This window comes from Nocardia bovistercoris (assembly GCF_015674855.1).
Classification (GTDB): domain Bacteria; phylum Actinomycetota; class Actinomycetes; order Mycobacteriales; family Mycobacteriaceae; genus Nocardia; species Nocardia bovistercoris.
This window is the reverse complement of record NZ_JADMLG010000007.1, coordinates 105,355-131,027: the sequence shown is the minus strand read 5'-3', so window position 1 is coordinate 131,027 and position 25,673 is coordinate 105,355. Positions and strand designations below refer to the sequence as shown.

Sequence of the window (25,673 nt, the reverse complement as noted above, 5' to 3'; positions counted from 1 at the left end):
TCGCCCACATGCCGGGCCGCAACTGTCCCAGATACCTGCTCTAGCAGCACAAATCAGAGGATTTGCCGCAAAGTAGCGCCGCGGCGGCCGATACCGAACCGTCACTGACTGTTTGCCAGATGGTGTCATACCGAGCGCCCCGTTACTGGACACCCTTTTTGAAGGGAAATCATAGAGTTTTTCTCGCCAAAGCAACGACCGTTTTCCGCTGGGGCGGTCAGGTCTTAATTCGGATATCCCGCACCCGTCACGCGCGCACCCGCGCCGGCTGGTCGTCGCGGCCGGTATCGGCGGCCGAACGCGCCAACGCGAGGGTCGCCGCGATCAAGGCGGCGAAGGCCACCACGAGCAACAGGACATGATCACGATCGGCGTCCAGGTATTCGTCGAGCAACAGCACGCCGAGCACCGCGGCGATCACCGGTTCGGCCACCGTGGCCGCGGGCAGCGAGGCTTGCAGGTCGCCCGCGTGATAGGCGTTCTGCTGCAACGTCACCGCGGCCAGCCCCACCGCGGCGAGCGCGTACGGCACCGGCGAGGTGAACGTCGCGAGCGGTCCGTCGCCGAGCAGCGCGACCAGACTCTTGGTGAGCACGGCCGCCAGCGCGAACATCGCGCCCGCCGCCAACCCCAACAGCAGCGCCCTGGTGCGTCCAACCCGCCTGCGCGCACCGAGCACACAGCCGAGCAGCAGCGGGATTCCGATCGCGGCGGTGATCAGCCAGCGCCGGTTCGACACGTGCTGATGTCCCTGCCTCGGATCGCCGACCACGAGCAGCACCACGATCGCGGCGACCAGCACCGTCGCCCACAGCCATTCCGCGCGGCGCACCACGCGGCCGGAGAAGGCCGCCGCCAGCGGCAGCGCGAACAGCAGCGAGGTCACCAGCAGCGACTGCACGAGCAGCACCGAACCGCGGCCGAGCGCCAGCGCCTGGAATATGTAACCGCCCGCGCCGACCGCCGTGCCGAGCCACCAGTTCGGGCGGCGTACCAGCGAGCCGAGCACGCCGAAAGCGCCGAGGTCACCGTCGGGGACCCGCGCGGCCTCCCGCTGACGCGACACCGCGCTCAGCGCCACGCACAGCGCGGCCACCAGGGCGAATCCGATGGCGGGCAGGTGCGTCATGCCCCGCAGACTACCGACCGGCCGACATGTTTTTAACCGAAGTCGGAACAGCGCGGGCATCGACACCGGACAGGATCGCGCCGAGCAGACCCGGGAACCGCGCGTCGAGATCCCGTTCGCGTAATTCGATCAGGCGATTGCGACCCGAAACGTAAGTGGTCGTGACGCCGGAGTCCCGCAAGACTTTCCAGTGATGCGACAGCGTCGCGGCGGTCACCTCGACGTCGAATGCCTGGGCCGAACAGCTCAGCGGCTCGCGACGGCCCGCCAACGACCTGACCAGCTCGAGCCGGACCGGATCGGCGAACGCGCTGAGCACTCGGACCAGATCCAGGTCGCCGACGCTCGGCTGGGGCAGTTGACGCACTACGACTCCTAATAATTTGACAGTCATCGAATTGTATCGGAGCCTAACACTATGATAATTCGACAAGGATCGAACAATCCGTGGCGGGCGCTCATCCCGCTCGCGGTCGGCACCTTCGTCCTGGGCACCGACCTGTTCGTCCTCACCGGCATGCTCCCGCTCATCGCCACCGACCTCGACGTCTCCGTGGCCACCGCGGGCCAGCTCACCACCCTGTTCGCCTGGACATACGCCGTCGCCTCACCGCTCATCGCCGCGGCCACCGGATCGTGGGACCGCCGCACCCTCCTCGGCGGCGGCGCGGCGCTGTTCGTGCTCGGCATGATCGGGCAAGCCGCGGCAACCACCTTCGCCGTCATGGCGCTCGGCCGGATCGTCGCCGCCATCGGCGCCGCCGCCTTCCAGGCCAACGCGTTCGCCGTCGCGGGCGTCCTCGCCGACGATCGAGGACGCGGACGCGCGCTCGCCATCGTCGCCAGCGGCATCACCGTCTCCACCGTCGCGGGCGTGCCGATCGGGATCTTCGTCGAACGCTGGATCGGCTGGCGCGGCGTGCTGTGGCTGATCGCCGTCGGCGGCGCCGTCGCGGCCGCCCTGGTGCCGCTGCTGCCGCGCGTCACCCTGCCGAGCACCGGACTGCGGGACCGGCTCGGGGTCCTGATCCGCCCGCCGGTCCTCGGCGTCCTCGCGGTCAGCACCGTCGCCATGACCGCGACCTTCATCACCCTCAACTACCTGCCGGTGGTCGTCGCGCCCTCGGTCTCGCAGAGCCTGCTCCCCTGGCTGCTGCTCGCGATGGGCATCGGCCAGGTCGTCGGCACCGGCCTCATCGGCCGCTGGGTCGACCGCTACGGCCCGCGCCCGACCCTTGCCGTCGCACTGCTCGGCACCGCGCTCGGCCTGTTCTGCCTAGCGACGACCACCGAGATCACCTGGGCCGTCTTCGTCTCGCTCGCCGTCACCGGATTCTTCGTCGGCATGACGATGGTGCCGCAACAACATCGGCTCTTCGCCCTCGCGCCCGACGCGCCGACGGTGGCGCTCGGCCTCAACGGTTCGGCCACCTACCTCGGCGGCGGACTCGGCGCGATCATCGGCGGCGCGGTACTCGGCGCCGCGGGCAGTTCGGTGGTGCCGTGGGTCTCGGTGGGAATCGCGTTGCTGGCTGTCACGGCGGGTTTCGGATTGCGCACTCGCGAAAAGCCCGCGCCCGCGATCGCATGAAAGCGCGTGGACCAGCTGTGATATCACGGGCGCATCAATACGATCCCCGTCGGCGGGCATACCGGTGAATTCCGTACGGCCACAAAAGTCGGTGCTGCGGTAGCGGTCGCGGATCGAGTGTCATACGCTTTCGCGCGGATGAAAGCCGCCTTGTGGAGGGACGATTGGCCACTCCGAACTTGACGGAGCACGACGTGAGCGAGACCCGTGAACGACGGACCGTCCCGCTGACCCAGTTGATCCATCTGATGTCCGAGTATCAGAAACTCGGCGCACACCGTCAGACCTTCCTGCCCGTCGGCGCGGCCAGCGACACCCTCTTGCGCGGATTCATCATCGTCACAGGCGGTTTGGCGATCCTCGGCATCATCTGCGTCGCCGTCGGTGCGGTGCCGGGCGGCATCGCGATCGGGCTGCTCGCCGCCGTTCCCGGCGCGTTCGCGCTGTGGCGCGGGCAGCTGAATCGGCAGAACAGGTCATCCCGACTCGATTTATTCGATTTCGGTATGACCATTTATCGCGCGGGGGAACGCGTGCAAGGATTCCGGTGGGATACCGCCGAAGTGCGGCAGCGGGTCGTCGCGTTCCAGAGCGGACCCCCTTCGGAATACGCGCTGGAAATGACCGGCCCCGATGGCGCGCACGCGATCTTCGACGACATCCTTTTCGGCGAAGGGCCGGAATGGGGTAAAGCGATCCAGTCCGCGATAACCGCCACCCAGTTGCCGCGGGCGGTCACCGCGATCGACAACGGCGAAACCGTGCACTTCGGTGAGGTGGCGCTGAACCTGGACGCGCTGCTGCACCTCGACCAGAGTTACCCGTGGGAGCGGATCCAGCTCATCGACGCGCGCGGCGGACTGGTCAGGATCAAGGTCGACGGGCGCTGGCATTCGCTCATGCCGGTCGCCAACATCCCCAACTTCTACATCTTCAACGAGCTGGCCGAGCGTCTGCGGGTCACGCCCTTCGACTGACCGGCCCGCTCGAGCCTTGGGTGTCGGCCGTGCCCGGTTTCGCGACTACGCCTTCGGGTCGACGGCGGATTCGGTGCGGACCGCGTCGAAGGCATCGATGAGCCTGGCGAGTAGCTCACGCAGGGTCGCGCCCTCCGCGTCGGTGAACGCCCCGTCGACCGTCCGTTCCACGCGCACCGCCCGTTCGTCCGCGTCGCGCATCACGGCCGCGCCGCGCTCGGTGAGGTGCGTCTCGAGCACGTTGCGGTGCCACTCGTGCGGCGTGCGTTCGATGAGCCCGCGGTCCTGGAGGTTGCCGAGGATCGTGTTCATCGTCGGCGGGGTCACCCCGCACAGGCGGGCCAGCGCGGCGGCCGATATGCCCGGATTCTCGGTCAGGAACAACAGCGCCGAGTACTGCGGCACGGTGACGCCCGCCGGTTTCAGCGCGGCGTTCTTCGCCATGGTGAGCGCCTGTTCGGCGCGCTTGACATAGCCGCCAAGGCGTTCGGCGCTGGGCATGGACGTCATGCACGCATGGTATCCGCCCACCTGGAAGTTCGAGTCTTGACGATCATTAGAGCTCTAATATACATTCGTGCTCGTCATTTGATATGACTTCATTCGATCACGAGATCGCAGAGGCAGGACCCCATGTCCCACACTCGCTTCCGATTCCTGACCGCCACCGCCGCCGCGCTACTCGCCACGAGCCTCACCGCCTGCGGCTCCGACGAACCGAGCGCACCGCTCACCACCGCGTACACGCTGCCCGGCGAACGCGTCTACCCCGAAGGCATCGCCGCCGACCCGCGCACCGGGGACACCTACGTCGGTTCCTACACCGACGGCGCGGTCTACCGTGCCGCCAAAGGCGCGGGCGCCGCCGAAGTGTTCCTCCCCTCCGGCGCCGACGGACGCCGCACCGCCAACGGGCTGAAAGTCGATGGCGCGGGCCGACTCTGGGTCACCGACTCCACACACGGCGTGACCGTCTACGACCTCGCCTCGCGCACCGCCCTGGCGCGTTTCGAAGTCCCCGGCGCCGCACCGCGATTCGTCAACGACCTCGCGATCACCCGGGACGGCACGGCCTACGTCACCGACTCCGTGCGCGGCGTCGTCTACCGAATCACCCCCGCGCAGTTGGAACAAGCGCGCAGCGGCGGCGGAATCACGGAAATGACAACGCAATTCGACCTCAGTGGACTACTGGCCGCCCGCGCGCCCAACGCCTTCAACCTCAACGGCATCGTCGCCGACGACCGCTACCTGCTCGTCGTCGACATGGTCCCCGGCGAGCTGTACCGGATACCGCTCACCGGCGCCGACCCCATCCGGAAAGTCACCCTCGTCGGCGGCGACCTCGTCAACGGCGACGGCCTCGAACTACGCGAGAACTCCCTGTGGGCGGCCCACAACCTGACCAACACCATCACCAGGTGGACCCTCACCGAAGACCGCGCCACCGCCACCAGAACCGCCGCCTTCACCGACCCCGCCCTCGCCATCCCCACCACCCTGGTCCGCATCGACGACACCACCCTCGTCGTCGCCTCACAATTCGACCGAGGCGGACCGATGGGCGAAGGCACCCCCACCGCCCCCTTCCGCATCCTCACCGTCACCGGAATCTGACCCCGCCCGAGCCGCCGCCTAAGGTGAGCCCATGCTCGAAGCGCTGCTCTACGGTGTGGGCACGGCCGCGCCACTGGTCGTCGGCGCGGCGATCGGACTGCGGTGGAGTCTGCCGAAACAGGTGCTCGCCACGCTGATGGCGTTCGGCGCGGGCACCATGATCGCCGCGGTGTCCTCCGAATTGTTCGAACCGGCGTTCCAGGTCGGCGGCCCGCTCGTCGCAGGCCTCGCGCTGTTCTTCGGCGCTGGCGTCTACGTGATCGCCGACCACGCCATCGAGACCCGACTCGGCCCCGCCGCCATCGGCTGGGCCCTGATGCTCGGCACCGTCCTGGACGGCGTGCCGGAGAACACCGCGCTCGGCGTCACCCTCACCACCCAGGGCGGCGTGGTGCTCTTGGTCGCGGTCGCCGTCGGCAACGTCCCCGAAGCCATCGGCGGCGCCGCCCTCATGCGCCGCGAACACGGCTTCTCCCACCGCCGCGCGTTCACCATGTGGACCGCGACCGCCGTCATCCTCGTCGCCGTCACCGTCCTCGGAAACAGCCTGTCCGACAACCTCTCCGAAACCCACATAGCCATCGTCCAAGCCTTCGCGGGCGGCGCCACCATAGCCGTCCTGGCCGACTCCCTCATGCCGGAGGCCTACAAGGAAGGCGGCTGGTGGGTAGGAATGGCCACCGCCGCAGGTTTTCTCACCGCCTTCGTCCTCGGCGGCTGAACCACCTTCTTCTCGATATCGCGAGGCGGATCCGAGCGCCCGAAATGCCGAAAACCGGCCCACCTGGTGGGGTGGGCCGGTTTTCGGGGTGAAAGGTGGTGCTGGGGAGCTGGACTCAGAAGTCCATGCCGCCCATGCCGCCGGTGGGGTCGCCCGCGGGAGCGGCGGCCTTCTCCGGCTTGTCGGCCACGACGGCCTCGGTGGTGAGGAACAGCGCGGCGATGGAGGCGGCGTTCTGCAGGGCGGAACGGGTCACCTTGACCGGGTCGGCGACACCGGCGGCCAGCAGGTCCTCGTACTCGCCCGAGTCGGCGTTGAGGCCGTTGCCCGCGGGCAGGTTCGAGACCTTCTCCGCGACGACGCCGGGCTCGAGGCCCGCGTTGAAGGCGATCTGCTTCAGCGGAGCCGACAGCGCGACGCGCACGATGTTGGCGCCGGTGGCCTCGTCACCGGTCAGGTTCAGCGCGTCCAGCGCCGGAGCCGACTGGAGCAGGGCCACGCCACCACCGGCGACGATGCCCTCTTCGACGGCGGCCTTCGCGTTGCGGACGGCGTCCTCGATGCGGTGCTTGCGCTCCTTGAGCTCGACCTCGGTGGCCGCGCCCGCCTTGATGACCGCGACGCCGCCTGCCAGCTTGGCCAGACGCTCCTGCAGCTTTTCACGGTCGTAGTCGGAGTCCGAGTTCTCGATCTCCGCGCGGATCTGAGCGACCCGGCCCTTGATGGCCTCCGCGTCGCCCGCACCCTCGACGATGGTGGTCTCGTCCTTGGTGACGACGACCTTGCGCGCCTGGCCGAGCAGCTCGACACCGGCGGTCTCCAGCGAGAGGCCGACCTCTTCGCTGATGACCTCGCCACCGGTGAGGATGGCGATGTCGGCGAGCTGGGCCTTGCGACGGTCACCGAAGCCGGGGGCCTTGACCGCGACGGACTTGAAGGTGCCGCGGATCTTGTTGACGACCAGGGTCGACAGGGCCTCGCCCTCGACGTCCTCGGCGATGATCAGCAGCGGCTTACCGGCCTGGATGACCTTCTCCAGCAGCGGAAGCAGGTCCTTGACGGTGGAGACCTTCGAGCTGACCAGCAGCAGGTACGGGTCCTCGAGGACCGCTTCCTGACGCTCCGGGTCGGTCACGAAGTAACCGGAGATGTAGCCCTTGTCGAAGCGCATGCCCTCGGTGAGCTCCAGCTGGAGTCCGAAGGTGTTGCTCTCCTCGACGGTGATGACGCCTTCCTTGCCGACCTTGTCCATGGCCTCGGCGATCAACTCACCGATGGACGCGTCGCCCGCCGAGATACCGGCGGTGGCGGCGATCTGCTCCTTGGTCTCGACCTCCTTGGCGGTGTCGAGCAGCTTGGCGGTGACGGCCTCGACGGCCTTCTCGATGCCGCGCTTCAGACCCAGCGGGTTCGCACCGGCCGCGACGTTGCGCAGACCTTCGCGCACCAGCGCCTGGGCGAGCACGGTGGCGGTGGTGGTTCCGTCTCCGGCGACGTCGTCGGTCTTCTTGGCGACCTCTTTGACCAGCTCGGCGCCGATCTTCTCGTACGGGTCCTCCAGGTCGATCTCCTTGGCGATGGACACACCATCGTTGGTGATCGTGGGGGCGCCCCACTTCTTCTCCAGGACAACGTTGCGCCCCTTGGGGCCCAGCGTCACCTTGACCGCGTCGGCGAGGGCGTTCAGGCCCCGCTCGAGGCCGCGGCGGGCCTCTTCGTCATACGCAATTGTCTTGGCCATGGCGTTCTCGAGATCCTCCATGTGTATGGCTGACACACAGGACGACCGCCGGTTGGGTCGCCCTATTGACGCTGGCCAGGTTCGGTGCCCGCGACGGACGACCAGGGGTGTCGATGGAACCCGATCTCACCGTCCCGACCTGGCACTCACACGTGGAGAGTGCCAAAGCCATTTCTAGCACTCGCCGGTGCCGAGTGCAAGGTCGAACGCGACCTCGGAGGGTCGACTCCCCACGGTCACCGACAGTCATCGATGCGCAGCACCAGGGCCACGAACGCGTCGGTGCGGCGCTCGTCGGGGGTGCGCGGCTCCTCGTTGTCGACGGTGACCAGTTCGGCGTCGTGCAGCAGCAGTTCGGCCTCGACCCGCATGATCGCGCGGATGAACGGGGGCGCGACCTCGGGCGGCAGATCGCCGTTGACGATATATTCACCGTCCGGCCCGGATTCCGTGGATACATAGGAAAGCGCGCGCAACAAATCGATGCGACGTTCCCCCGCCACTAGGTCGGAATCCATTTCGTCGGTGTCATCCGCCATCGCTATAGCTTAACCGGATACGCCCGCGCGCTCAGCGCACGAGTGTTTCGCGAGTATCCGTGTCCGGTGGTCGCACTTCCCCGCCCACCGGCCCGGAATTCCGCCCGGCACCGCGATGGGGCGTCCGCGGGCGCGGCGGCGTAGATTTCGGGGCGGATCATGATCGTTCGTCCTGAGATTGACGAGGGGGCGCGGTGGCGGACCTGCCGTTCGACTCGATGTACCGACACGGGTTCGCCCGTGTCGCGGTGGCGGTGCCACAGGTCAGGGTCGCCGACCCGGCCCACAACGCGACGCACACCCTCGCGTTGGCGCGCCGGGCGGCCGACGCGGGCGCGGTGCTGACCGTATTCCCGGAGTTGGGGCTGTCCGGCTACACCGCCGACGACCTGTTCCACCAGGACGCCCTCGACGTCGCGGTGACCGAGGCGATGGCACGCGTCGTCGCCGAGAGCGCCGATATCGACACCGTGCTGATCGTCGGTGCGCCGCTGCGCGCGCAGGGCCGGTTGTTCAATTGCGCGGTCGCGATCCACGGCGGCGCGGTGCTCGGCGCGGCGCCCAAGAGTTACCTTCCCGGCTACCGGGAGTTCTACGAGAAACGGCAATTCGCGGCGGCCCGCGAGGCATTGGACGACCAGATCGTGATTGCCGGGCAGCGCGTGCCGTTCGGCGCCGATCTATTGTTCACGGCCGACAATCTCGACGGTTTCGTGTTCCATCTCGAGATCTGCGAGGACGGCTGGGTGCCGTTGCCGCCGAGCGGTTATGCCGCATTGGCGGGCGCCACCGTTCTGGTCAATCTCTCCGCGAGCAATATCGTGATCGGGAAAGCCGATTATCGGCGCGCGCTGTGCACATCGCATTCCGCTCGATATCTCGCGGCCTATCTGTATTCCGCTGCGGGACATGGCGAGTCGACCACCGATATGGCCTGGGACGGCCAGGCGCTGATCTGTGAGAACGGCGACCTGCTCGCCGAGGGCGAACGCTTCGCCGATCACCCGCGCCTGGTGCACGCCGACCTGGATCTGCGCCGCCTGGCCGCGGATCGCTTGCGCACCACCAGTTTCGCCGACACCGTGCACGACCACCGCGAGCGGTTGACCCGCATGCGGCGGCTACCGCTGCGGCTGCCGATACCGGACGGTCCGGTGCCGCTGACACGCCAATTGCCGCGCTTCCCTTACGTTCCCAGCAATCCGGCGGCCCTGGACGAGCGCTGCGCCGAGGTGCACCACATCCAGGTCGAGGGATTGAGCACGCGCATGCGCGCCACCGGATCGCAGCGCCTGGTCATCGGCGTATCGGGTGGCCTCGACTCCACCCAGGCGCTCATCGTCGCGGTCGAGACCATGGACCGGCTCGGCCTGCCGCGCACGAACGTGCTGGCCTACACCATGCCCGGGTTCGCCACGAGCACCCGCACCCGCACCGACGCGCACCGGCTGATGGCGGCCCTCGGCGTGCGCGCCGCGGAGATCGACATCCGCCCGTCCGCGACCCAGATGCTGCGCGACCTCGGCCACCCGGCGGCGGAAGGGGTCGCGCACTACGACATCACCTACGAGAACGTGCAGGCGGGCGAACGCACCTCGCATCTGTTCCGCTTGGCCAACCAGCACGGCGCGCTTGTGGTCGGCACCGGCGACCTCAGCGAACTCGCCTTGGGCTGGTGCACTTTCGGCGTCGGCGACCACATGGCGCACTACAGCGTGAACGCCTCGGTGCCGAAGACCCTGATCAAGTACCTCATCGCGTGGACCGCCGATACCGGACGATTCGGTCCCGAGGCGGGCGAGGCGTTGAAATCCATTCTCCAGACCGAGATCTCACCGGAACTCGTACCCGGCGCCGACGCCGACGACCCCGGGCAGAGTTCCGAGGCCACCGTCGGCCCGTACGAACTCCAGGACTTCCACCTGTACTACCTCCTGCGTTTCGGCTACAGCCCGAGCCGAATCGCCTACATGGCACACCGGGCGTGGTCGGATCCGACGGTCGGCGCATGGCCCGAACTGATTCCCGCCGACCAGCGCAACGCCTACGACCTGGCGACCATCAAGCGCTGGCTGGCCGAATTCCTGCGTCGCTTCATCCAGACCAGCCAATTCAAACGCTCCACCTTGCCCAACGCCCCGAAGGTCGGTTCCGGCGGTTCGCTGTCACCGCGCGGTGACTGGCGTGCCCCCAGCGACGCGTCCGCCGCGGCCTGGCTCGACGAACTCGCCCGCAACGTGCCCGACTGAGCGCCCGAAATCCATTCCACGCGTGGCGAACCGCGCATGCAGACCACTGTGCGAGCGGCGAGTCGAGGCGCCGCCGCTTCCACTGGCGGAAAGGTTTCCGGTGCAACAGGTTCGGCGACTCCGTCCGATCGTTCGGAATCACCACGTGGCGGCGGCGCACCCACCGCGCACGCGAACAAAGCAGGCGCGCACACCGAGCATCGCGGCATGCCCGCGCGAGCTAGCCATCGCGGCGAGCAGTGCGTGCGAGCCCCGAGAGGAACCGCGCACGCATGCCGATACCGTGCGCACGCGCCACCACACGCAGCACACGTCGCGCGGCGAGCACGCGAACGAGACTCGGGCTCAAGGCTTGTCGGCGACGATCGCCGCGAGCACCTCCCGCAGGTGGGTTTCGATGCGCGCCTTGTCGAGTCCGAGCCCGGACAGCGTGCCGGTGCCGTTCTCCTGTTCCAGCAAGGCGAGCAGGATGTGTTCGGTGCCGATGTAGTTGTGGCCGAGCCGCAGCGCCTCGCGGAAGGTGAGCTCGAGGACCTTCTTCGCTTCTGGCCCGAACGGCACCATCGGCGGCACCTCGCCCTCGGGGGCGGGCAGCGATGCCGTTGCCGCGTCGCGCACCGCGTCCAATTCCACTCCGCTGGTCAGGATTTCCTTGACCGCGAGACCGTCCGGCTCGCTGAGCAGGCCGAGTACGAGATGCCCCGTACCGATCAGCGGATTGCCCGCCAGCCGCGCCGCTTCCTGCGAGGCCACGACGACGGCGCGGGCACGGAAGGTGTAGCGGGCGAATCCGGCGTTCGGGTCCATGGTGGTGGCCTCGGCCGGATCGCCGGGATCCTTGGGCACGAAGCGTTTCTGAGCGGCTTGTTTGGTGACGCCCATGCTGACGCCGATGTCGGTCCACGAAGCGCCGGAGCGGCGGGCCTGGTCGACGAAGTGGCCGATGAGGTGGTCGGCGAGTTCACCGAGGTGACTGCCCGCCACCACCGCGTCGGAGAGTTGGTCGAGAACGTTGTCGGGACGAGCCTTCTTGATGCCGTTGATCAGGTCATCGAGTCGAAATGAGGTCATGCGTCAACCATAGGTTGACGATTTTCGATCGTCAACACTTGGTTGACGCTGATCCACAGCAGATCACCGCTCAGGGCCGAACCGACCACCCCGCACCGAGCACCACCAACTCCTTCGCCCGCGCACCGAGTCGACCGGTGAGCACCGTGCGCGCGGGCGAATCGTCGGCGCGAAGCAGCTGGATCACCCCGTCCCGGCGCCCGAGGCTCACGCACTGCGCCACATACCGGAAATCGAAATCGCGGGGTTCGTGTCCGCGCAGCCTGGCCGCGATCGCGCGCGCCGCGTATCCGCCCGACGGAATCGCCGTCGCGCACGCCATCCGCAGCTCTCGACCGCCGCGACCGGGAAGCACCGCGCTGTCGCCGATCGCGTACACATCAGGATGTGACACCGACCGCAGACTCGCGTCCGTGCGCACCCGCCCGTGCGCGTCGACCGCGAGACCCGATTCCGCCGCAACCCGAGGCACGCCGAATCCGGTGGTCCACACGGTCGTATCGGCGGCGACCACGCTCCCGTCGGCAAGCCGCACCCCGTCGGCGAGCACCTCGACGACCTTTGCCCCCGAACGAATCTCGACCCCGAGCCGTTCCAGGGCCCGCCGCACATGCGCCGCCGCACGCGGGGACATCCACCCGCCCGGCTCCTCCGAACTCAGCAGCGTCACCCGCGAACCCGGCCGCGATTCGGCCAGTTCGGCGGCCAATTCGATACCGGTTGCCCCGCCGCCGACGATCGCGACCGACCCGCGCGGCTCGCGCACGTCCTCCGGCGTCGCCACCGACACCGCGTACCGCACCACTCCCGGCACACCCGCTGGATCGAATCCACTGCCGAGGGCGTACACCAGCGTGTCGTAGTCGATGGCCGTTTCGCCATCGGGTGCGACGGGTTCGAGATCCACCCGCTTCGCGTCGAGGTCGATACCGCGCACCCGCGCCCGCTCGAAGTGAATACCCTTGCCACTCAGACGCTCCCGCAGATCCCAGCGCGGGATGGACTGCCCGGCGGCCCGCTGGTGCAGCCGCACGCGCTCCACGAATTCCGCACGGGAGTCGACCACGGTGACCCGCACCCCGCGCCCGCGCGCCAGACGCAGCGCCGCCGCGAGTCCCCCGTAGCCCGCGCCGAGGACGACGATCCGATGTTCCGCGCTCATGATGTGGCTCCTTCCGATTGCCGACACCACCTAGACCGGACAGCCACCCGATCCATGACAGCCCCGGCGCATGAGCCGCGTCACACCCCGCCGACCCGCCCGAGATAGGCCAGCTTGTCCGGATTCACGATCAGCCGCAGCGAGGTGACCACCTCTGCTGAGCACCGCACGTCGACCACGACCACGGGCGTGCGGTCCAGCCACACCACCATGGCGGGCGCGCCGTTGATCTCGCGCGTCTCCACGCGCATCTCCGGGGTCGCGAAGCGGAACAGCCCGGCCAGGTACCGCGCGACCCGACGCGCACCGAGCACCGGTTTGCGCGCCGCGTTGATCCGGTCGCCCCCGTCGGCGGTGGCGGTGGCGTCGGCCGCGAGCATCTTCTCCAGCGCCGCGATGTCACCGGAGCGCGCCGCGTTCAGAAACCGTTCGAGCAGGGCGGCGGCCCGGCCCGGATCGACCTCGAAACGCGGTGCGTCCGCGCGCACCCGCTGGGTCGCCCGCCGAAACGACTGCTGCGACAGCGACTCCGAGATCGCGAGCATGTCGGCGATCTCGCGGTGCGCGTAACCGAACGCCTCGCGCAACACGAAAACCGCGCGCTCGACGGGACCGAGCCGCTCCAGCGTGGCGAGCAGTGCCAGCGAAACCTGTTCGCGCTCTTCGACGGTCTCCAGCGGGCCGAGTTCACCGCGCGCGGTCGGCACCGGCTCGGGCAGCCACGGACCGACATAGGTCTCGCGACGCGCCCGCGCCGACACCAGCCAGGTGCGGCACAGGTTCACCACCGCCGTGGTCAGCCACGCCTCCGCGGAACCGATGACGGCCCGATCCGTGCCGTCCCAGCGCAGGTAGACCTCCTGCACCGCGTCCTCGGCCTCGGTCGCCGAACCCAGCATCCGGTAGGCCAACGCGAACAATCGCCCGCGATGCGCCTGGAATTCGCGCAGCCCTTCCGATTCCACCGGTCACCTTCCTCGCCCCGACGGACGCGGAATCAGCGCGTCACGTCGTCGGCCGTTGGTTTACGCGCACCGGGCCGACGCAACCGTAACCGGCTCGCGCCGCGGATGGCCGGTCGGCGCAGCGCGGGCCGACGCCGCTGCGCCCGGCGCTGGGCGCGACGCTCGGCGGGCTTGTGCTCCCAGGTCTCCGGCCGCGCCGCCACCCACCGCTGCGAATGCCACGCGAACGGGATGTGCGCGAGGTAGAGCCCGACCAGGATCAGCAGCAGCACGATCGGGTAGGTCACCAGCAGCGCGGCGGCCACCGCGACGAGCGCGAGCAGCGCGGCAGCGGCCTGCGGCACCACCGACACCGACTTCATCGCCAGCGTCGGAATGGTGCTCACCGCGAGCGCCGCCGCGAACACCGTCCACGCCGCGACCTCGTAGAACCCGACCCACCAGCCGTCGCCGAACTGGACGAACAGCGCGATCGGCACCAGCGCGATCAACGCCGCCGCCGGTGCGGGCACGCCGACGAAGTACTCGCGCGACCATTCCGGACGGGTGTCGTCGTCGAGCAGGGTGTTGAACCGGGCCAGCCGCAGCACGATGCTCACCGCGAACAGCAGCGCGATCATCCAGCCGACGCTGTATTCGTCGAGCAGCGCCACGTACAGCACGAGCGCGGGCGCGACGCCGAAGGAGATGGCGTCGGACAGCGAATCCAGTTCGGCGCCCATCTTCGTGGTGGCGTCGAGCATGCGGGCGAGGCGGCCGTCGAGGGTGTCGAGCACCGCGGCGGCGCCGACCATCGCGAGCGCGACGTCCAATACTCCGTCCAGCGCGAATTTCACCGCTGACAATCCGGCGGCGAGGGCAAGGATGGTCACGATGCTCGGCAGCAGTCGGATGCTGCGGCGGCGGCGCTGGGGTGGCGGTGGTTGTGCAGGCAGTGCTGCCTCCATCATGAATCGGTCGGCGACGCACCGAACGTCGGCAGTACGGCCAATACGGTCTCCGCACCGATGGTGCGCTGTCCCGGCCGCACCAGCAATTCGGTGCCGACCGGGAAGTAGGTGTCGACCCGCGAGCCGAAACGGATCAGGCCGTAGGTGTCGCCGATGGTGAGCACGTCGCCCGCGCGCGCGTCGCAGACGATGCGCCTGGCCAGCAGACCCGCGATCTGCACGACGACGACCGTGTGCCCGCCCGGGGTCTCGAGCACCATGCTGTTGCGCTCGTTGACCGAGCTGGCCTCGGGCAGGTCGGCGGAACGGAACTGGCCCGGCTCGTGGATCACGGTGCGCACGGTGCCCGCGACCGGGGCGCGCTGCACGTGCACGTCGAGCACGGACAGGAAGATGCTGACCCGGGGCAGCGGCTGATCGCCGAGACCGAGTTCGGCGGGCGGCACCGCGGTGTCGACGAGGGCGATCTCGCCGTCGGCGGGGGCGACGACGATACCGGCGCGGTTCGGCGGCACCCGGTGCGGGTGACGGAAGAAGGCGGCGCACGCGGCCGCCGCGACGAGTCCGGTCCTGCGCAGCCATTTGCGCCGCCTGCCGCCGACCACCGCGACCGCGAGCGGCGCGGCGACGAAAGGTAGCCCGGCCGGGTGCAGCGGTGGAATCGCGGCCCGGACCAGGTCGACCACATGGCCGATTCCGGTGGTCTCGGGCGTACCGGGCGGGGTGGGACGGCGTGCCACAGTCTCCTCTTTCGTGCTCGATGCGTTCGTCGCGCGCCGCCGACGACGGGTCGGGGCGCAGCGCGATCACACCTTACGGGAAGCGGACCCGTGGCACGTGCGGTCAGCCGCCCCGGGTCCGGTGCACAGGTCGACCCGATAACGACACCCGACGGACACGCGATATTTCAGCAAATGACGTGCTATTCGAGCGTATACCCGGCAGATGTTGGGAATACGCGCGTCATTGTTCACCTTCGGACGCTAATATGAGGGGGCCTCATGTCTACCGTCGTGGTAGGTCGCACCAGATGAGGAAAATTCGGATGCTTCGGGGAAACCCCGGCGGCAGCGCCGCAGGTACATAGGAGACGCACCATGTCTGCTCGAATCGCCCAGACCACGGGGGCAGAGCACACCGCGATCCTCGGGCTCGGCGTATACCGCCCGGCCCGAGTGGTCACCAACGACGAGGTCGCAGGACCGATCAACTCCAGCGACGAGTGGATACGAACCAGATCGGGCATCAAGACCCGCAGGTTCGCCGCCGAGGACGAGACGCTGCAGAGCATGAGCGTCGCCGCGGCGCAGCGCGCGCTCGAAGCCGCCAGGGTCGAAGTCGACGAGGTCGACTGCGTGATCGTCGCGACCTCGACGCATCTGCTGCTCACCCCCGCCGCCGCACCGCGCATCGCCACCGAACTCGGCATGAACGGCGCCGCTGCCTTCGACATCTCGGCGGGCTGCGCGGGCTTCTGTCACGCGCTCGCGCTCTCCTCGGACCTGGTCCGCGCGGGCACCGCCAAGAACGTGCTCGTCATCGGCGTCGAGAAATTGACCGACACCATCAATCCCACCGACCGCTCGACGGCGTTCCTGTTCGCCGACGGCGCGGGCGCGGTCATCGTCGGCCCCTCCGAAGAACCGGGCATCGGCCCAACGGTCTGGGGTTCGGACGGCACCCAGCATCACGCGATCCGCCAGGACAAGGACTGGGTGGAATTCTTCCGCGAGATCGAGGAGAAGGGCGTGGACGCGGTCCGCCCCTACCTCACGATGGAAGGCACCGCGGTGTTCCGCTGGGCGGCGCATTCACTGGAGAAGGTCTGCCGCGACGCCATCGACCGCGCCGGACTGTCCACCGACGACCTGCAGGCCATGATCCCGCACCAGGCCAACGGCCGGATCATCGAAATCATGGCAAGGGTGCTGAAACTGCCGGAGAGCTGCGCGCTCGCCAACGACATCGAGGAAACCGGCAACACATCGGCCGCCTCGATCCCGCTGGCCATGGAGGCGCTGCTGCGCAAGGGCGAATCGAAACCGGGCGACACCGCGCTGCTGATCGCCTTCGGCGCCGGCCTGTCCTACGCCGCTCAGGTGGTCACCCTGCCCGTCTGGGCGTGACGGCCCGTCGGGACGGCGCACCGTCCCGACGGACTCACCGCCCCGACTCGACCGCGGTCTTGATCCGGCCGAGGGTCTCGTTCATGCCGCGCACCAGATTCGCCTCGAACGCCTGTTCCCCGCCGAGCAACGCGTCGACCATCTTGCGCACCGGCCACGACACGCCGTCGACCACGTCGCGGCGCTGATTCAGCCGGGTGCCGGTGGCGGTCGGCTCGAGGGTGAAACTCCAGGTGGTGAAGTTCTCGGTCATGCGGAAGGCGAAACCCTCGTCGAGACCGAACTTGGTGATGCGCGAGGTGGTCGGATAGAACTTCTTGCCGTCCCGGTTCCAGTTGACGGTCCACGTGCCCGCTTTCGGCTTGCCGAGCGGGACCATCTTCACCGTGTGCGGGCTGAACTCCGGCATCCGCTTCAGATCGGAGAGCACCTTCCACACCTGCTCCGGCGGGGCGCTGATATCGATGGTCGCTTCGAGTGTGTTGGGCACTGCGCCTCCGTGGGTCGTCGCGCTCCCCATCGAGCGCGGGTCAACGACGAGTCGGTCAGCATCCTACGTGCCACCGGGTGGAAGGCGTCCAGGTCACATTTCGGCCTTTGGTCACCTGCGACGGTCACGGCGAGCGCACAATGGTTCCCGAGCAACACACAGCCCTCGAGCATTACGTCCAATGTGAGGTGATCGGCCGTGAAATTGCGCTCCTTCCTCCAGCGTCGCCACGCGGACCAGGTTCCGCTCCTCCCGTCCCGAGATCCCGAAGAGTCCGCCGATACCGGCAAACACATCGTGCGGCGGGCCAAGTCCAACGCACGTGAGGAAAAACTCGAACGGCTACTGACGCCCGACGAACGCGAGATAGTCGAACAACACCGCTTGTGACCGCTCCGCCGCACCCCCGCACCCCCGGGCCCGACACGACATACTTCTAAGGTGACTGCACCCGCTACGACGAAACCGGCCATCCTCAGCGTCGACGACGATCCCGGGGTGTCCCGTGCCGTGGTCCGCGACCTGCGCCGCCGCTACGGGGCCGACTACCGGATCCTGCGCGCGGAATCCGGTGCGGACGCGCTCGAAGCCCTGCGCGAGATGAAGTTGCGCGGTCAACCGGTGGCGGTGCTCATCGCCGACTACCGGATGCCGGGAATGGACGGCATCGAATTCCTCGAACAGGCGATGGACCTGCATCCGTTCGCGCGGCGGGTGCTGCTCACCGCCTACGCCGACACCAACGCCGCGATCGATGCCATCAACGTCATCGATCTCGACCACTACCTGCTCAAACCGTGGGACCCGCCGGAGGAGAAGCTGTATCCGGTGCTCGACGGGCTGCTCGAGGCGTGGCGTTCCAGCGATCACAAACCGGTGACCGAGACCAAGGTGGTCGGCAACCGCTGGTCGCCGCGCTCCTCCCAGATCCGCGAATTCCTCGCCCGCAACCAGCTGCCCTACCGCTGGTACCTGGCCGACGAACCCGAAGGCGCGCGACTACTCGAGGCGGCGGGCGCCGACCCCGAGCGCTGCCCGGTGGTGATCACCTCCGGCGGCGACCCGCTGGTGCAGCCCTCGGACAGCGAGTTGGCCGAACGGGTCGGGCTCACGGTCACTCCCACCGGCGACTTCTACGACCTGATCGTGGTCGGCGGCGGACCCGCGGGACTCGGCGCCGCCGTCTACGGCGCGTCCGAAGGACTGCGCACCGTCCTGGTCGAACGCACCGCCACCGGCGGCCAAGCCGGGCAGAGTTCGCGTATCGAGAACTACCTCGGCTTCCCCGACGGGGTGTCCGGCGCGCAGCTCGCCGACCGGGCGCGGCGTCAGGCGGCGAAGTTCGGCGCGGAGGTCATCACCACGCGCGAGGTCACCGGGCTCGAGGTGAAAGGGTCGGCCAGGACGGTCACCTTCGCCGACGGCGGCACACTCAGCGCGCACACCGTCATCATCGCGACCGGCGTCGACTACCGCCGCCATCCCGCACCCGGCGTCGATGATTTCACCGGACGCGGCGTCTACTACGGGTCGGCGATGACCGAAGCCTCCGAATGTGCGGGCCACGACGTCTACATCGTCGGCGGCGCGAATTCGGCCGGACAGGCCGCGGTATTCCTGTCCCGCAACGCCCACGCGGTACACCTGCTGGTGCGCGCGGATTCGCTGGAGAAATCCATGTCGCACTATCTGATCCAGCAGATCGCGCAGATCCCCAATATCGTCGTGCACACCGAGACCGAGATCACCGCCGCCGACGGCGACGGCCACCTGCAGCGCATCGTGCTCCGCGACAACGCCGCGGGAACCGAGGAGAAGGCCGACGCCGAACGCCTGTTCCTGTTCATCGGCGCCGCGCCGCAGACCGAATGGCTCGACGGCGTGGTCACCCGCGACGCCGCGGGCTTCGTCCTCGCAGGCCCCGACCTGCTCGTGGACGGCGCGCGGCCCGCCGGATGGGAATTACCGAGGCCACCGCACCACTTGGAAACAAGTGTGCCCGGCGTATTCGTCGCCGGTGACGTGCACGCCGACTCCGCCAAGCGGGTGGCATCCGCAGTCGGCGAAGGAGCGATGGCTGTCATGCTCGTACACCGATATCTGGCGTGAGGCCGTCCGACGTCGAAAGGCAGGCCATGCAGACAACCGCTCGCGACGAGCCGGTATGCGATCCGGAGGAACTGCGCACGCTGTTCCTTTTCGAGAAATTGACCGACGAACAACTGAACTGGTTGTGCACCGACGGCCGCGTCGAATACCTGGAACCCGGACTGGTATTCCGCGAGGGCGACCCGGCCACCTGCCTGTATGTGCTCATGGACGGTGAACTGCGACTCACCAAACTCTCCGGCGGCACCGAAATCGAATTGAACCGCACCTCGTATGTCGGGGTGTACGCGGGCGCGTGGACCGCCTACCTCGGCGACAAGGTCGACCAGACCTACAACAGCTCCATGTACACCACGCGCGAGTCCCGCTTCTTCGTACTGGACGCGGGCACCTTCTCCCGCATGATGCACGAATGGTTCCCGATGGCCGTCCACCTGCTGGAAGGCGCCTTCAACGGCAACCGTAACGCCAGCCAGCGTGTCGCCGAACGAGAACGCCTCCTCGCACTCGGCTCACTCTCGGCGGGCCTGACCCACGAATTGAACAACCCGGCCGCCGCGGCCGTCCGCGCCACCGCGGGCCTGCGCGAACGCGTCGCGGGCATGCGCCACAAGTTGGCGATGATGGCCGAAGGCAAATTCCAGCCGGAAGTCCTGGTCACCTTGGTCCGCCTCCAAGAGGAAGCCGCCGCCCAGGTGGCCAAGGCCCCCGACCTGACCCCCATGGAAGCCGCCGACCGCGAGGACCTCCTCGGCGAATGGCTCGAAGACCACGAGATATCGGACGGCTGGGCGATAGCCCCCAATTTCGTCCAAGCCGGCTTCGACATCGACTGGCTCGAACGCGTCCGCGGCACCCTGGAAGCCTGCCCCGACAAGGTATTCGAAGGCGCGATCCGCTGGCTCAACTACACCATCGAAACCGAACTGCTGATGAACGAGATAGGCGACTCGACCACCAGAATCTCCACCCTGGTCGGCGCCGCCAAACAGTACTCACAAATGGACCGGGCCCCCTTCCAGGTGATCGACGTACACGAACTACTCGACAGCACCCTGGTGATGATGAGCCGAAAACTGGGCGACGGCATAAAAGTAGTGAAGAACTACGACCGCACCCTCCCACCCCTCCCCTGCTACGCCGCGGAACTGAACCAGGTCTGGACAAACCTGATCGACAACGCCTGCTACGCGATGAACCACAACGGCACCCTGACCGTCCACACCTACCGCGAAAACGACTGCGCGGTAGTAGAAATAGGCGACACCGGCCCCGGCATCCCGGAAGAAATCCGCCGCCGAATCTTCGAACCCTTCTTCACCACAAAACCCGTAGGCGAAGGCACCGGCCTAGGCCTGGACATCTCCTTCAGAATCGTCGTCAACAAACACAACGGCGACATCAGAGTCGACTCCACCCCCGGCAACACCCGCTTCACAGTCCGCCTCCCCCTGACCCGCCAACCCCCAGAACCCTGAAAACCACAAGCCACCCCCGGAGTAAAGCAAACCCCCAAACCCGAGAAGGCACCCAAATGGATCACATAAACCCCCAAATCCCCCCATCCGGTCCCGGCTGCCTCGAATGCACCCGATCCAACGGCTGGTGGGTCCACCTCCGCCGCTGCGCCGAATGCGGCCACATAGGCTGCTGCGACACCTCCCCGTCCCAACACGCCACCGCCCACGCCGAATCCACCGGCCACCCTTTCATCCAGAGCTACGAACCCGGCGAAACCTGGTTCTACGATTTCCGCTCCCAGGAAACCTTCTCCGACGGCCCAGACCTGGCGCCCCCACAGAATCACCCCGTCGACCAACCCGCCCCCGGCCCCCGAGGCCGAGTCCCCGCCGATTGGCGCACCCACATCCACTGACCTTTCGTAAGCGCCCGTTGGGCATTCCATAAGCCCCGGCCCCCACAGTGGACGACAACAGGCGAACCACAAGCGGCCCGCCCCAGATCGCCCGGAGAACCACTGTGCAAACCCTCCGATCGCACCCGGTACGCTGCACCGAACGCGCCGATGGTCCCGGCGCCTCCAGCCACCGGGGAAAGCAGAAGATGAAGCGTATTTCGATCATCGCCGCCGCCGCTGCGGTGGCTTTGTCCCTGTCCGCGTGCGGCAGCTCGGAGGAGTCCTCGGACGCGAGCGGCTTACGCAAGGGCAACACCGAGTCCGTCTCGGCCACGCCCGCACCGACCACAACCGCCCGCCCGCCCGCGCAAGCACCGTCGCCGACGCAGGCGAACGCGCCGACGACCACCGCGAAATCCACCGACCGCCCGTCGGGCAACGCGTCGAGCACGACGTGTTCGGAGTTCCGAGCGCTGGACAGCACGAACGAGAAGGCGCTGATCGAGCGCATCCTGGCGGAGAACCCGAACAGCCCGTTCGCCGGTAGCCCGAATGTCGCTCTTGGCACCGCGAAGCTGGTGTGCCTGGCGTCGAGCAACGCGGACAAGACGGTGGCCGAGGCCGCGGGCATCGTCACCTGAGACGCGCGAATGCGACCGACCTGACGGTGTGACCTCGCGCGGGCACAATGGGCACGGTGGCTGAACTGGCGCTCACAGCTCGTCTGAATTCTTCCGCGGCCGACGCACGGCGCGGTGTGGTGCGACTGCATCCCGAGGTGTTGACCGCGCTCGGCCTACGCGAGTGGGACGGTGTCGCACTGATCGGCGCGCGCCGCACGGCGGCGGTTGCGGGTATAGCGCCCGCGGGCACTCCGGCCGGTGTCGCCCTGCTCGATGACGTGACGTTGTCGAACGCGGGTGTGCGCGAGGATTCGACGGTGGTCGTCGCGCCCGCCGCGGTGTGTGGCGCGCGGCAGATCTCGGTGAGCGGTTCGGCGCACGCGACCCGCAGTATCCCGGCGGCCACCTTGCGGCAGGCGCTGTTGGGCAAGGTGGTGACCGTCGGCGACGCGGTGTCGCTGCTGCCTCGCGACCTCGGCCCCGATATCCCGTCGTCGGCGGCGAGTCAGGCGCTCTCGCGCGCGTTCGGCATCGCGTGGACCGCCGAGTTGTTGACGGTGACGGCGGCCGATCCGGGTCCGGGCCCGGTGAGCGTGCAACCGAATACGGCGGTGAGTTGGGGTGCGGGCACGGTGGCCGCCCTCGATGCCGCCGACCGCGCGGCGAGCGGCCGGTCTTCCGGCGCGTTGCCGGGTGGCGCCGAGGTTGCGGGCGAAGCGCGCGCGGTGGCCGACGGGTCGGGGACGGTCCGCGCGGGCGAGGCGACGGTGGTGGCGCGGGAGGATCTGGTCGGCGCGCACGCGCAGGCGGCCAAGTTGTCCGAGTGGCTGAGTCTCGCACTGGACGAACCGGAGTTGTTGCGGACTCTTGGCGCCACCCCGCATCTCGGTGTGCTCATCACAGGCCCGGCCGGGGTCGGCAAGGCGACGTTGGCGCGTTCGGTGGTGGCGGGCCGTCGGATCGTGGAGTTGGACGGACCGACGATCGGCGCCTCGGAGAGCGGCGCGCGGTTGCGCGAAGTGGCGGCGGCGGTGGCCGATATCGGGTCGGGCCGCGGCGGCATTCTGCTGGTCACCGATATCGACGCGTTGTTGCCCGCCACCGCGGAGCCGGTCGCGACGTTGATCCTCGATCAGCTGCGGGCCGCGGTGTCCGAGCCGTGCGTGGCGTTCCTGGCGACCACGTCGAATCCGGCGGCGCTCGACGTGCGCCTGCGCGCGCCGGATGTGTGCGATCGCGAACTGGCGTTGACCTTGCCGACGGCGGCGGTGCGCAAGGCGCTGCTGGAGCAGTTGCTGCGCCGGGTGCCGACCGGCACCTTGGATTTGGATGTGATCGCCTCGCGCACACCGGGTTTCGTGGTGTCGGATCTGGCGGCGCTGTGTCGCGAGGCGGCGTTGCGCGCGGCTTCGCGGGCGAGCCGTGAACACAGCGATCCGTGTCTGCGCCAGGACGACCTGGTCGGTGCGCTGGAGGTGATCCGGCCGCTGTCGCGTTCGGGCGCGGAGGAACTTGCCATCGGCAGTCTCGGCCTCGACGACGTCGGCGACATGGTGGAGACGAAGCAGGCGTTGACCGAGTCCGTGCTGTGGCCGCTGCGCCATCCGGATTCGTTCGCCCGTCTCGGCATCGATCCACCGCGCGGCGTGCTGCTGTACGGCCCGCCCGGCTGCGGCAAGACCTTCCTGGTGCGCGCGCTGGCCAGTACCGGGCAGTTGAGCGTGCACGCGGTGAAGGGCGCCGAGTTGATGGACAAGTGGGTCGGCGCCTCCGAACGCGCGGTACGCGAATTGTTCCAGCGGGCAAGGGATTCCGCCCCGTCGCTGATCTTCCTCGACGAGGTGGACGCACTCGCGCCGCGCCGCGGGCAGAGCACCGATTCCGGAGTGGGTGACAGGGTGGTGGCGGCGCTGCTCACCGAGTTGGACGGCGTCGAGCCGTTGCGCGACGTGGTGGTGCTCGGCGCCACGAACCGCCCGGAGTTGATCGATCCGGCGCTGTTGCGTCCCGGCCGGTTGGAGCGGTTGATCTTCGTTCCGCCGCCGGACGCCGAGGCCAGGCGCGAGATCCTGCGCACGGCGGGCCGTTCGGTGCCGCTGGCCGACGAGGTGGATCTAGCCGCGCTCGCGACCCATCTGGACGGCTATTCCGCCGCCGATTGCGCCGCCTTGCTGCGCGAGGCCGCGCTCGCGGCGATGCGACGCGATGTGCACGCCGCGGACGTGACGGCCGCCGACGTTGCCGCGGCGCGCGCGGCGGTGCGACCGTCACTGGAGGCAACACAAGTGGAATCGCTGCGTAGATACGCGGACAACCGAGCGCAATAAGCTATCGGATAGCAATTCACATGCAACCGGTCAGGTTCTGGACTTTCACCGTTCACGACATGGCGTACCCATCACCCGGCAATCCACGGATCGGACTGTAGGCGCGGGTAGATTCGGCGACGTGCGACGCATCGGCGAGACATTCGACACGATCACCGCGTTCTGCGGAGCCGCCGTTGCGGGAGTCACGCTGCTGCTGCCCCTCACCTACACCTGGTCCGGTGAGAGTGCGTCCTACCGGGTCGCCGCCCTCTACGCGAGCGTGCCGCGCGGCGCCACCGTCGGCGTCGTCGTCGCCGTGACCGTCGCCGTACTGATCCACACCTTCGCCCGGCCGCGAGTCGCGTGGAACACCGCGCTCGCGGGCGCGTCCGGACTGCTGATCAATCATCTCGTCGGAACCGATGTCTCCGCACCCGACCTGTTGACCACCCGCAACTACGTGGATTCGATCTGCGGCGGCCTCCTGCTCGGCGCACTCGGCGCCGCAGTGCTGCGCAGACCGCTGCCCGCCTTCGGATTCGCACTCGGCAGCGTCGGCTTCTTCGTCTTCGGCGACTTCGCCGAACTGCTGCACATCCGCGTCCAGACTCCGTACACCGTGCTGCAGACCCCGCCGCGCTGGCTCATCCTCACCGCGCTGGTGTCGATCGCGCTCAGCGCCATCCGCAACAGTTCGCCCGCGCGGCAGGCTCGCGAGCCCGGCGAGCAGTCGGAACTGCCCATAGCGCCGATCATCTCGATAATGCTGTTCGGCCTCATGGTGATCGCGGGCACCGAATGGCTGACCCGCCAATACGACCGGCCCGGCGGTCACACCATGGATATCGCCATGGCGGCCGGCGCAACGGTGATCGCCGCGACGGTGGCCGCCATGCTGCTGCCGCGCCGCGACGGTGCCGGCCTGCTGCTGGCCGCGAGCCTGGTGCCTGCCGCCGAGTCGATGGGCGCGACGCCGCGACCGCTGTGGATACTCGTCGCGATCCTGGTGGCCGCCGGATTCGGCATCGTCGGCGGACTCGCCGCACCCATGCCCTCCTTCGGCCTGTTCCTGACCGGGGTGCTCGCGGTGTACTCGATCGCGGTCGCCGGGCACGGCAATATCGTGCTGCACGGGATCGGCGGCATCGGCCTCGCGCTGGTCGCGGGTTACTGCTGCGGCGCCGCCAAGCCCCGGTACGTGCCGAGCGGGGTGCTCGCGCTCGGCGCGCTGTTCCTGCCTTCGGTCGTCTCGGCGCTGCCCGAGGCGGGCGAACTGCCGACCCGCGACGCGACCGCGGGCGTCGGAACCTCGGGTCGCACGGCCATGGTGATCACCCTCGGCTGCGCGGTTGGACTGGCTGTGCTGTACCGCTACCGGCCGCTGACCCGCGCGAACGTCGCGGCGGCGGCACCGGCGGGCGCGGTAGCGGATATATAGCCGAACCG

The 25,673-nt window shown here is 68.5% G+C and carries 24 protein-coding genes; 13 read left to right on the top strand and 11 right to left on the bottom strand.

The genetic code is table 11. The features are described from left to right. Positions 1–247: 247 nt before the first annotated feature. Positions 248–1,129, bottom strand: a complete 882-nt coding sequence (locus IT779_RS18215) for a DMT family transporter (protein ID WP_196150541.1) — start codon at positions 1,127–1,129, stop codon at positions 248–250. Between the two features lie 10 nt (positions 1,130–1,139). After that, the gene (locus tag IT779_RS18210; RefSeq protein WP_332838856.1) at positions 1,140–1,496 is read right to left on the bottom strand and encodes an ArsR/SmtB family transcription factor; all 357 of its coding nucleotides are present in this window, start codon (positions 1,494–1,496) and stop codon (positions 1,140–1,142) included. Positions 1,497–1,547: 51 nt separating this feature from the next. On the opposite strand from IT779_RS18210, the gene IT779_RS18205 reads away from it, so the two are divergent. Together IT779_RS18205 and IT779_RS18200 are read left to right on the top strand one after the other, a co-directional pair. Next, positions 1,548–2,720, top strand: a complete 1,173-nt coding sequence (locus IT779_RS18205) for an MFS transporter (RefSeq protein WP_196150539.1) — start codon at positions 1,548–1,550, stop codon at positions 2,718–2,720. A gap of 194 nt (positions 2,721–2,914) precedes the next feature. Continuing rightward, a complete protein-coding gene (locus tag IT779_RS18200; RefSeq protein WP_332838855.1) occupies positions 2,915–3,697 on the top strand; it encodes a DUF6585 family protein in 783 nt (260 codons plus the stop codon). A 45-nt stretch (positions 3,698–3,742) separates the two neighbouring features. On the opposite strand, the gene IT779_RS18195 is transcribed toward IT779_RS18200, so the two are convergent. After that, positions 3,743–4,207 carry a MarR family winged helix-turn-helix transcriptional regulator gene (locus IT779_RS18195; RefSeq protein ID WP_232541874.1) on the bottom strand — a complete coding sequence of 155 codons (465 nt, stop codon included), beginning with the start codon at positions 4,205–4,207 and terminating at the stop codon, positions 3,743–3,745. Between the two features lie 123 nt (positions 4,208–4,330). On the opposite strand from IT779_RS18195, the gene IT779_RS18190 reads away from it, so the two are divergent. Together IT779_RS18190 and IT779_RS18185 are read left to right on the top strand one after the other, a co-directional pair. Next, positions 4,331–5,314: an SMP-30/gluconolactonase/LRE family protein gene (locus tag IT779_RS18190; protein WP_196150538.1), complete on the top strand. Its 984-nt coding sequence runs from the start codon at positions 4,331–4,333 to the stop codon at positions 5,312–5,314. 31 nt (positions 5,315–5,345) lie between these two features. Next, the gene (locus IT779_RS18185; protein ID WP_196150537.1) at positions 5,346–6,035 is read left to right on the top strand and encodes a ZIP family metal transporter; all 690 of its coding nucleotides are present in this window, start codon (positions 5,346–5,348) and stop codon (positions 6,033–6,035) included. 115 nt (positions 6,036–6,150) lie between these two features. On the opposite strand, the gene groL is transcribed toward IT779_RS18185, so the two are convergent. Together groL and IT779_RS18175 are read right to left on the bottom strand one after the other, a co-directional pair. Continuing rightward, entirely contained in the window at positions 6,151–7,776 is a 1,626-nt protein-coding gene (gene groL / locus IT779_RS18180; protein WP_196150536.1) for a chaperonin GroEL, read from the bottom strand. A gap of 236 nt (positions 7,777–8,012) precedes the next feature. After that, on the bottom strand, positions 8,013–8,315 hold the full coding sequence (locus tag IT779_RS18175; RefSeq protein WP_196150535.1) for a hypothetical protein: 303 nt from the start codon (positions 8,313–8,315) through the stop codon (positions 8,013–8,015). A gap of 218 nt (positions 8,316–8,533) precedes the next feature. On the opposite strand from IT779_RS18175, the gene IT779_RS18170 reads away from it, so the two are divergent. Then, positions 8,534–10,564: an NAD(+) synthase gene (locus tag IT779_RS18170; RefSeq protein WP_196150802.1), complete on the top strand. Its 2,031-nt coding sequence runs from the start codon at positions 8,534–8,536 to the stop codon at positions 10,562–10,564. Positions 10,565–10,909: 345 nt separating this feature from the next. Here the strand turns inward: IT779_RS18170 and IT779_RS18165 are convergent, their stop codons facing one another. The 5 genes from IT779_RS18165 to IT779_RS18145 form a co-directional block, all read right to left on the bottom strand. Next, positions 10,910–11,635: a Clp protease N-terminal domain-containing protein gene (locus IT779_RS18165; RefSeq protein ID WP_196150534.1), complete on the bottom strand. Its 726-nt coding sequence runs from the start codon at positions 11,633–11,635 to the stop codon at positions 10,910–10,912. A 70-nt stretch (positions 11,636–11,705) separates the two neighbouring features. Continuing rightward, entirely contained in the window at positions 11,706–12,797 is a 1,092-nt protein-coding gene (locus IT779_RS18160; RefSeq protein ID WP_196150533.1) for an NAD(P)/FAD-dependent oxidoreductase, read from the bottom strand. Between the two features lie 80 nt (positions 12,798–12,877). Further along, complete coding sequence (locus IT779_RS18155; protein WP_196150532.1) at positions 12,878–13,762, bottom strand: RNA polymerase sigma-70 factor; 885 nt, start codon at positions 13,760–13,762, stop codon at positions 12,878–12,880. A 32-nt stretch (positions 13,763–13,794) separates the two neighbouring features. After that, positions 13,795–14,709 (bottom strand): CDP-alcohol phosphatidyltransferase family protein, encoded by a 915-nt coding sequence (locus IT779_RS18150; protein ID WP_196150801.1) that lies wholly within the window; start codon positions 14,707–14,709, stop codon positions 13,795–13,797. Beyond that, positions 14,709–15,452, bottom strand: a complete 744-nt coding sequence (locus IT779_RS18145) for a phosphatidylserine decarboxylase (RefSeq protein WP_196150531.1) — start codon at positions 15,450–15,452, stop codon at positions 14,709–14,711. The genes IT779_RS18150 and IT779_RS18145 overlap by 1 nt, the downstream gene beginning before the upstream one ends. 357 nt (positions 15,453–15,809) lie before the next feature. Here IT779_RS18145 and IT779_RS18140 point away from each other — a divergent pair, with 357 nt between their 5' ends. Next, positions 15,810–16,838: a beta-ketoacyl-ACP synthase III gene (locus tag IT779_RS18140; RefSeq protein ID WP_196150530.1), complete on the top strand. Its 1,029-nt coding sequence runs from the start codon at positions 15,810–15,812 to the stop codon at positions 16,836–16,838. A 34-nt stretch (positions 16,839–16,872) separates the two neighbouring features. On the opposite strand, the gene IT779_RS18135 is transcribed toward IT779_RS18140, so the two are convergent. Next, the gene (locus IT779_RS18135) at positions 16,873–17,328 is read right to left on the bottom strand and encodes an SRPBCC family protein (protein WP_196150529.1); all 456 of its coding nucleotides are present in this window, start codon (positions 17,326–17,328) and stop codon (positions 16,873–16,875) included. Positions 17,329–17,526: 198 nt separating this feature from the next. Here IT779_RS18135 and IT779_RS18130 point away from each other — a divergent pair, with 198 nt between their 5' ends. The 7 genes from IT779_RS18130 to IT779_RS18100 all read left to right on the top strand — a co-directional run bounded on the left by IT779_RS18130 (position 17,527) and on the right by IT779_RS18100 (position 25,665). Beyond that, entirely contained in the window at positions 17,527–17,718 is a 192-nt protein-coding gene (locus IT779_RS18130) for a hypothetical protein (protein WP_196150528.1), read from the top strand. A gap of 51 nt (positions 17,719–17,769) precedes the next feature. Further along, positions 17,770–19,437 (top strand): FAD-dependent oxidoreductase, encoded by a 1,668-nt coding sequence (locus tag IT779_RS18125; RefSeq protein ID WP_196150527.1) that lies wholly within the window; start codon positions 17,770–17,772, stop codon positions 19,435–19,437. Between the two features lie 26 nt (positions 19,438–19,463). Further along, on the top strand, positions 19,464–20,915 hold the full coding sequence (locus IT779_RS18120) for an ATP-binding protein (RefSeq protein ID WP_196150526.1): 1,452 nt from the start codon (positions 19,464–19,466) through the stop codon (positions 20,913–20,915). A 56-nt stretch (positions 20,916–20,971) separates the two neighbouring features. Further along, the gene (locus IT779_RS18115; protein ID WP_196150525.1) at positions 20,972–21,313 is read left to right on the top strand and encodes a UBP-type zinc finger domain-containing protein; all 342 of its coding nucleotides are present in this window, start codon (positions 20,972–20,974) and stop codon (positions 21,311–21,313) included. Between the two features lie 188 nt (positions 21,314–21,501). After that, positions 21,502–21,936 carry a hypothetical protein gene (locus IT779_RS18110; protein WP_196150524.1) on the top strand — a complete coding sequence of 145 codons (435 nt, stop codon included), beginning with the start codon at positions 21,502–21,504 and terminating at the stop codon, positions 21,934–21,936. 47 nt (positions 21,937–21,983) lie between these two features. Continuing rightward, entirely contained in the window at positions 21,984–24,245 is a 2,262-nt protein-coding gene (locus IT779_RS18105; RefSeq protein ID WP_196150523.1) for an AAA family ATPase, read from the top strand. A 121-nt stretch (positions 24,246–24,366) separates the two neighbouring features. Further along, the gene (locus tag IT779_RS18100) at positions 24,367–25,665 is read left to right on the top strand and encodes a hypothetical protein (RefSeq protein WP_196150522.1); all 1,299 of its coding nucleotides are present in this window, start codon (positions 24,367–24,369) and stop codon (positions 25,663–25,665) included. The last annotated feature ends 8 nt before the right edge of the window (positions 25,666–25,673 follow it).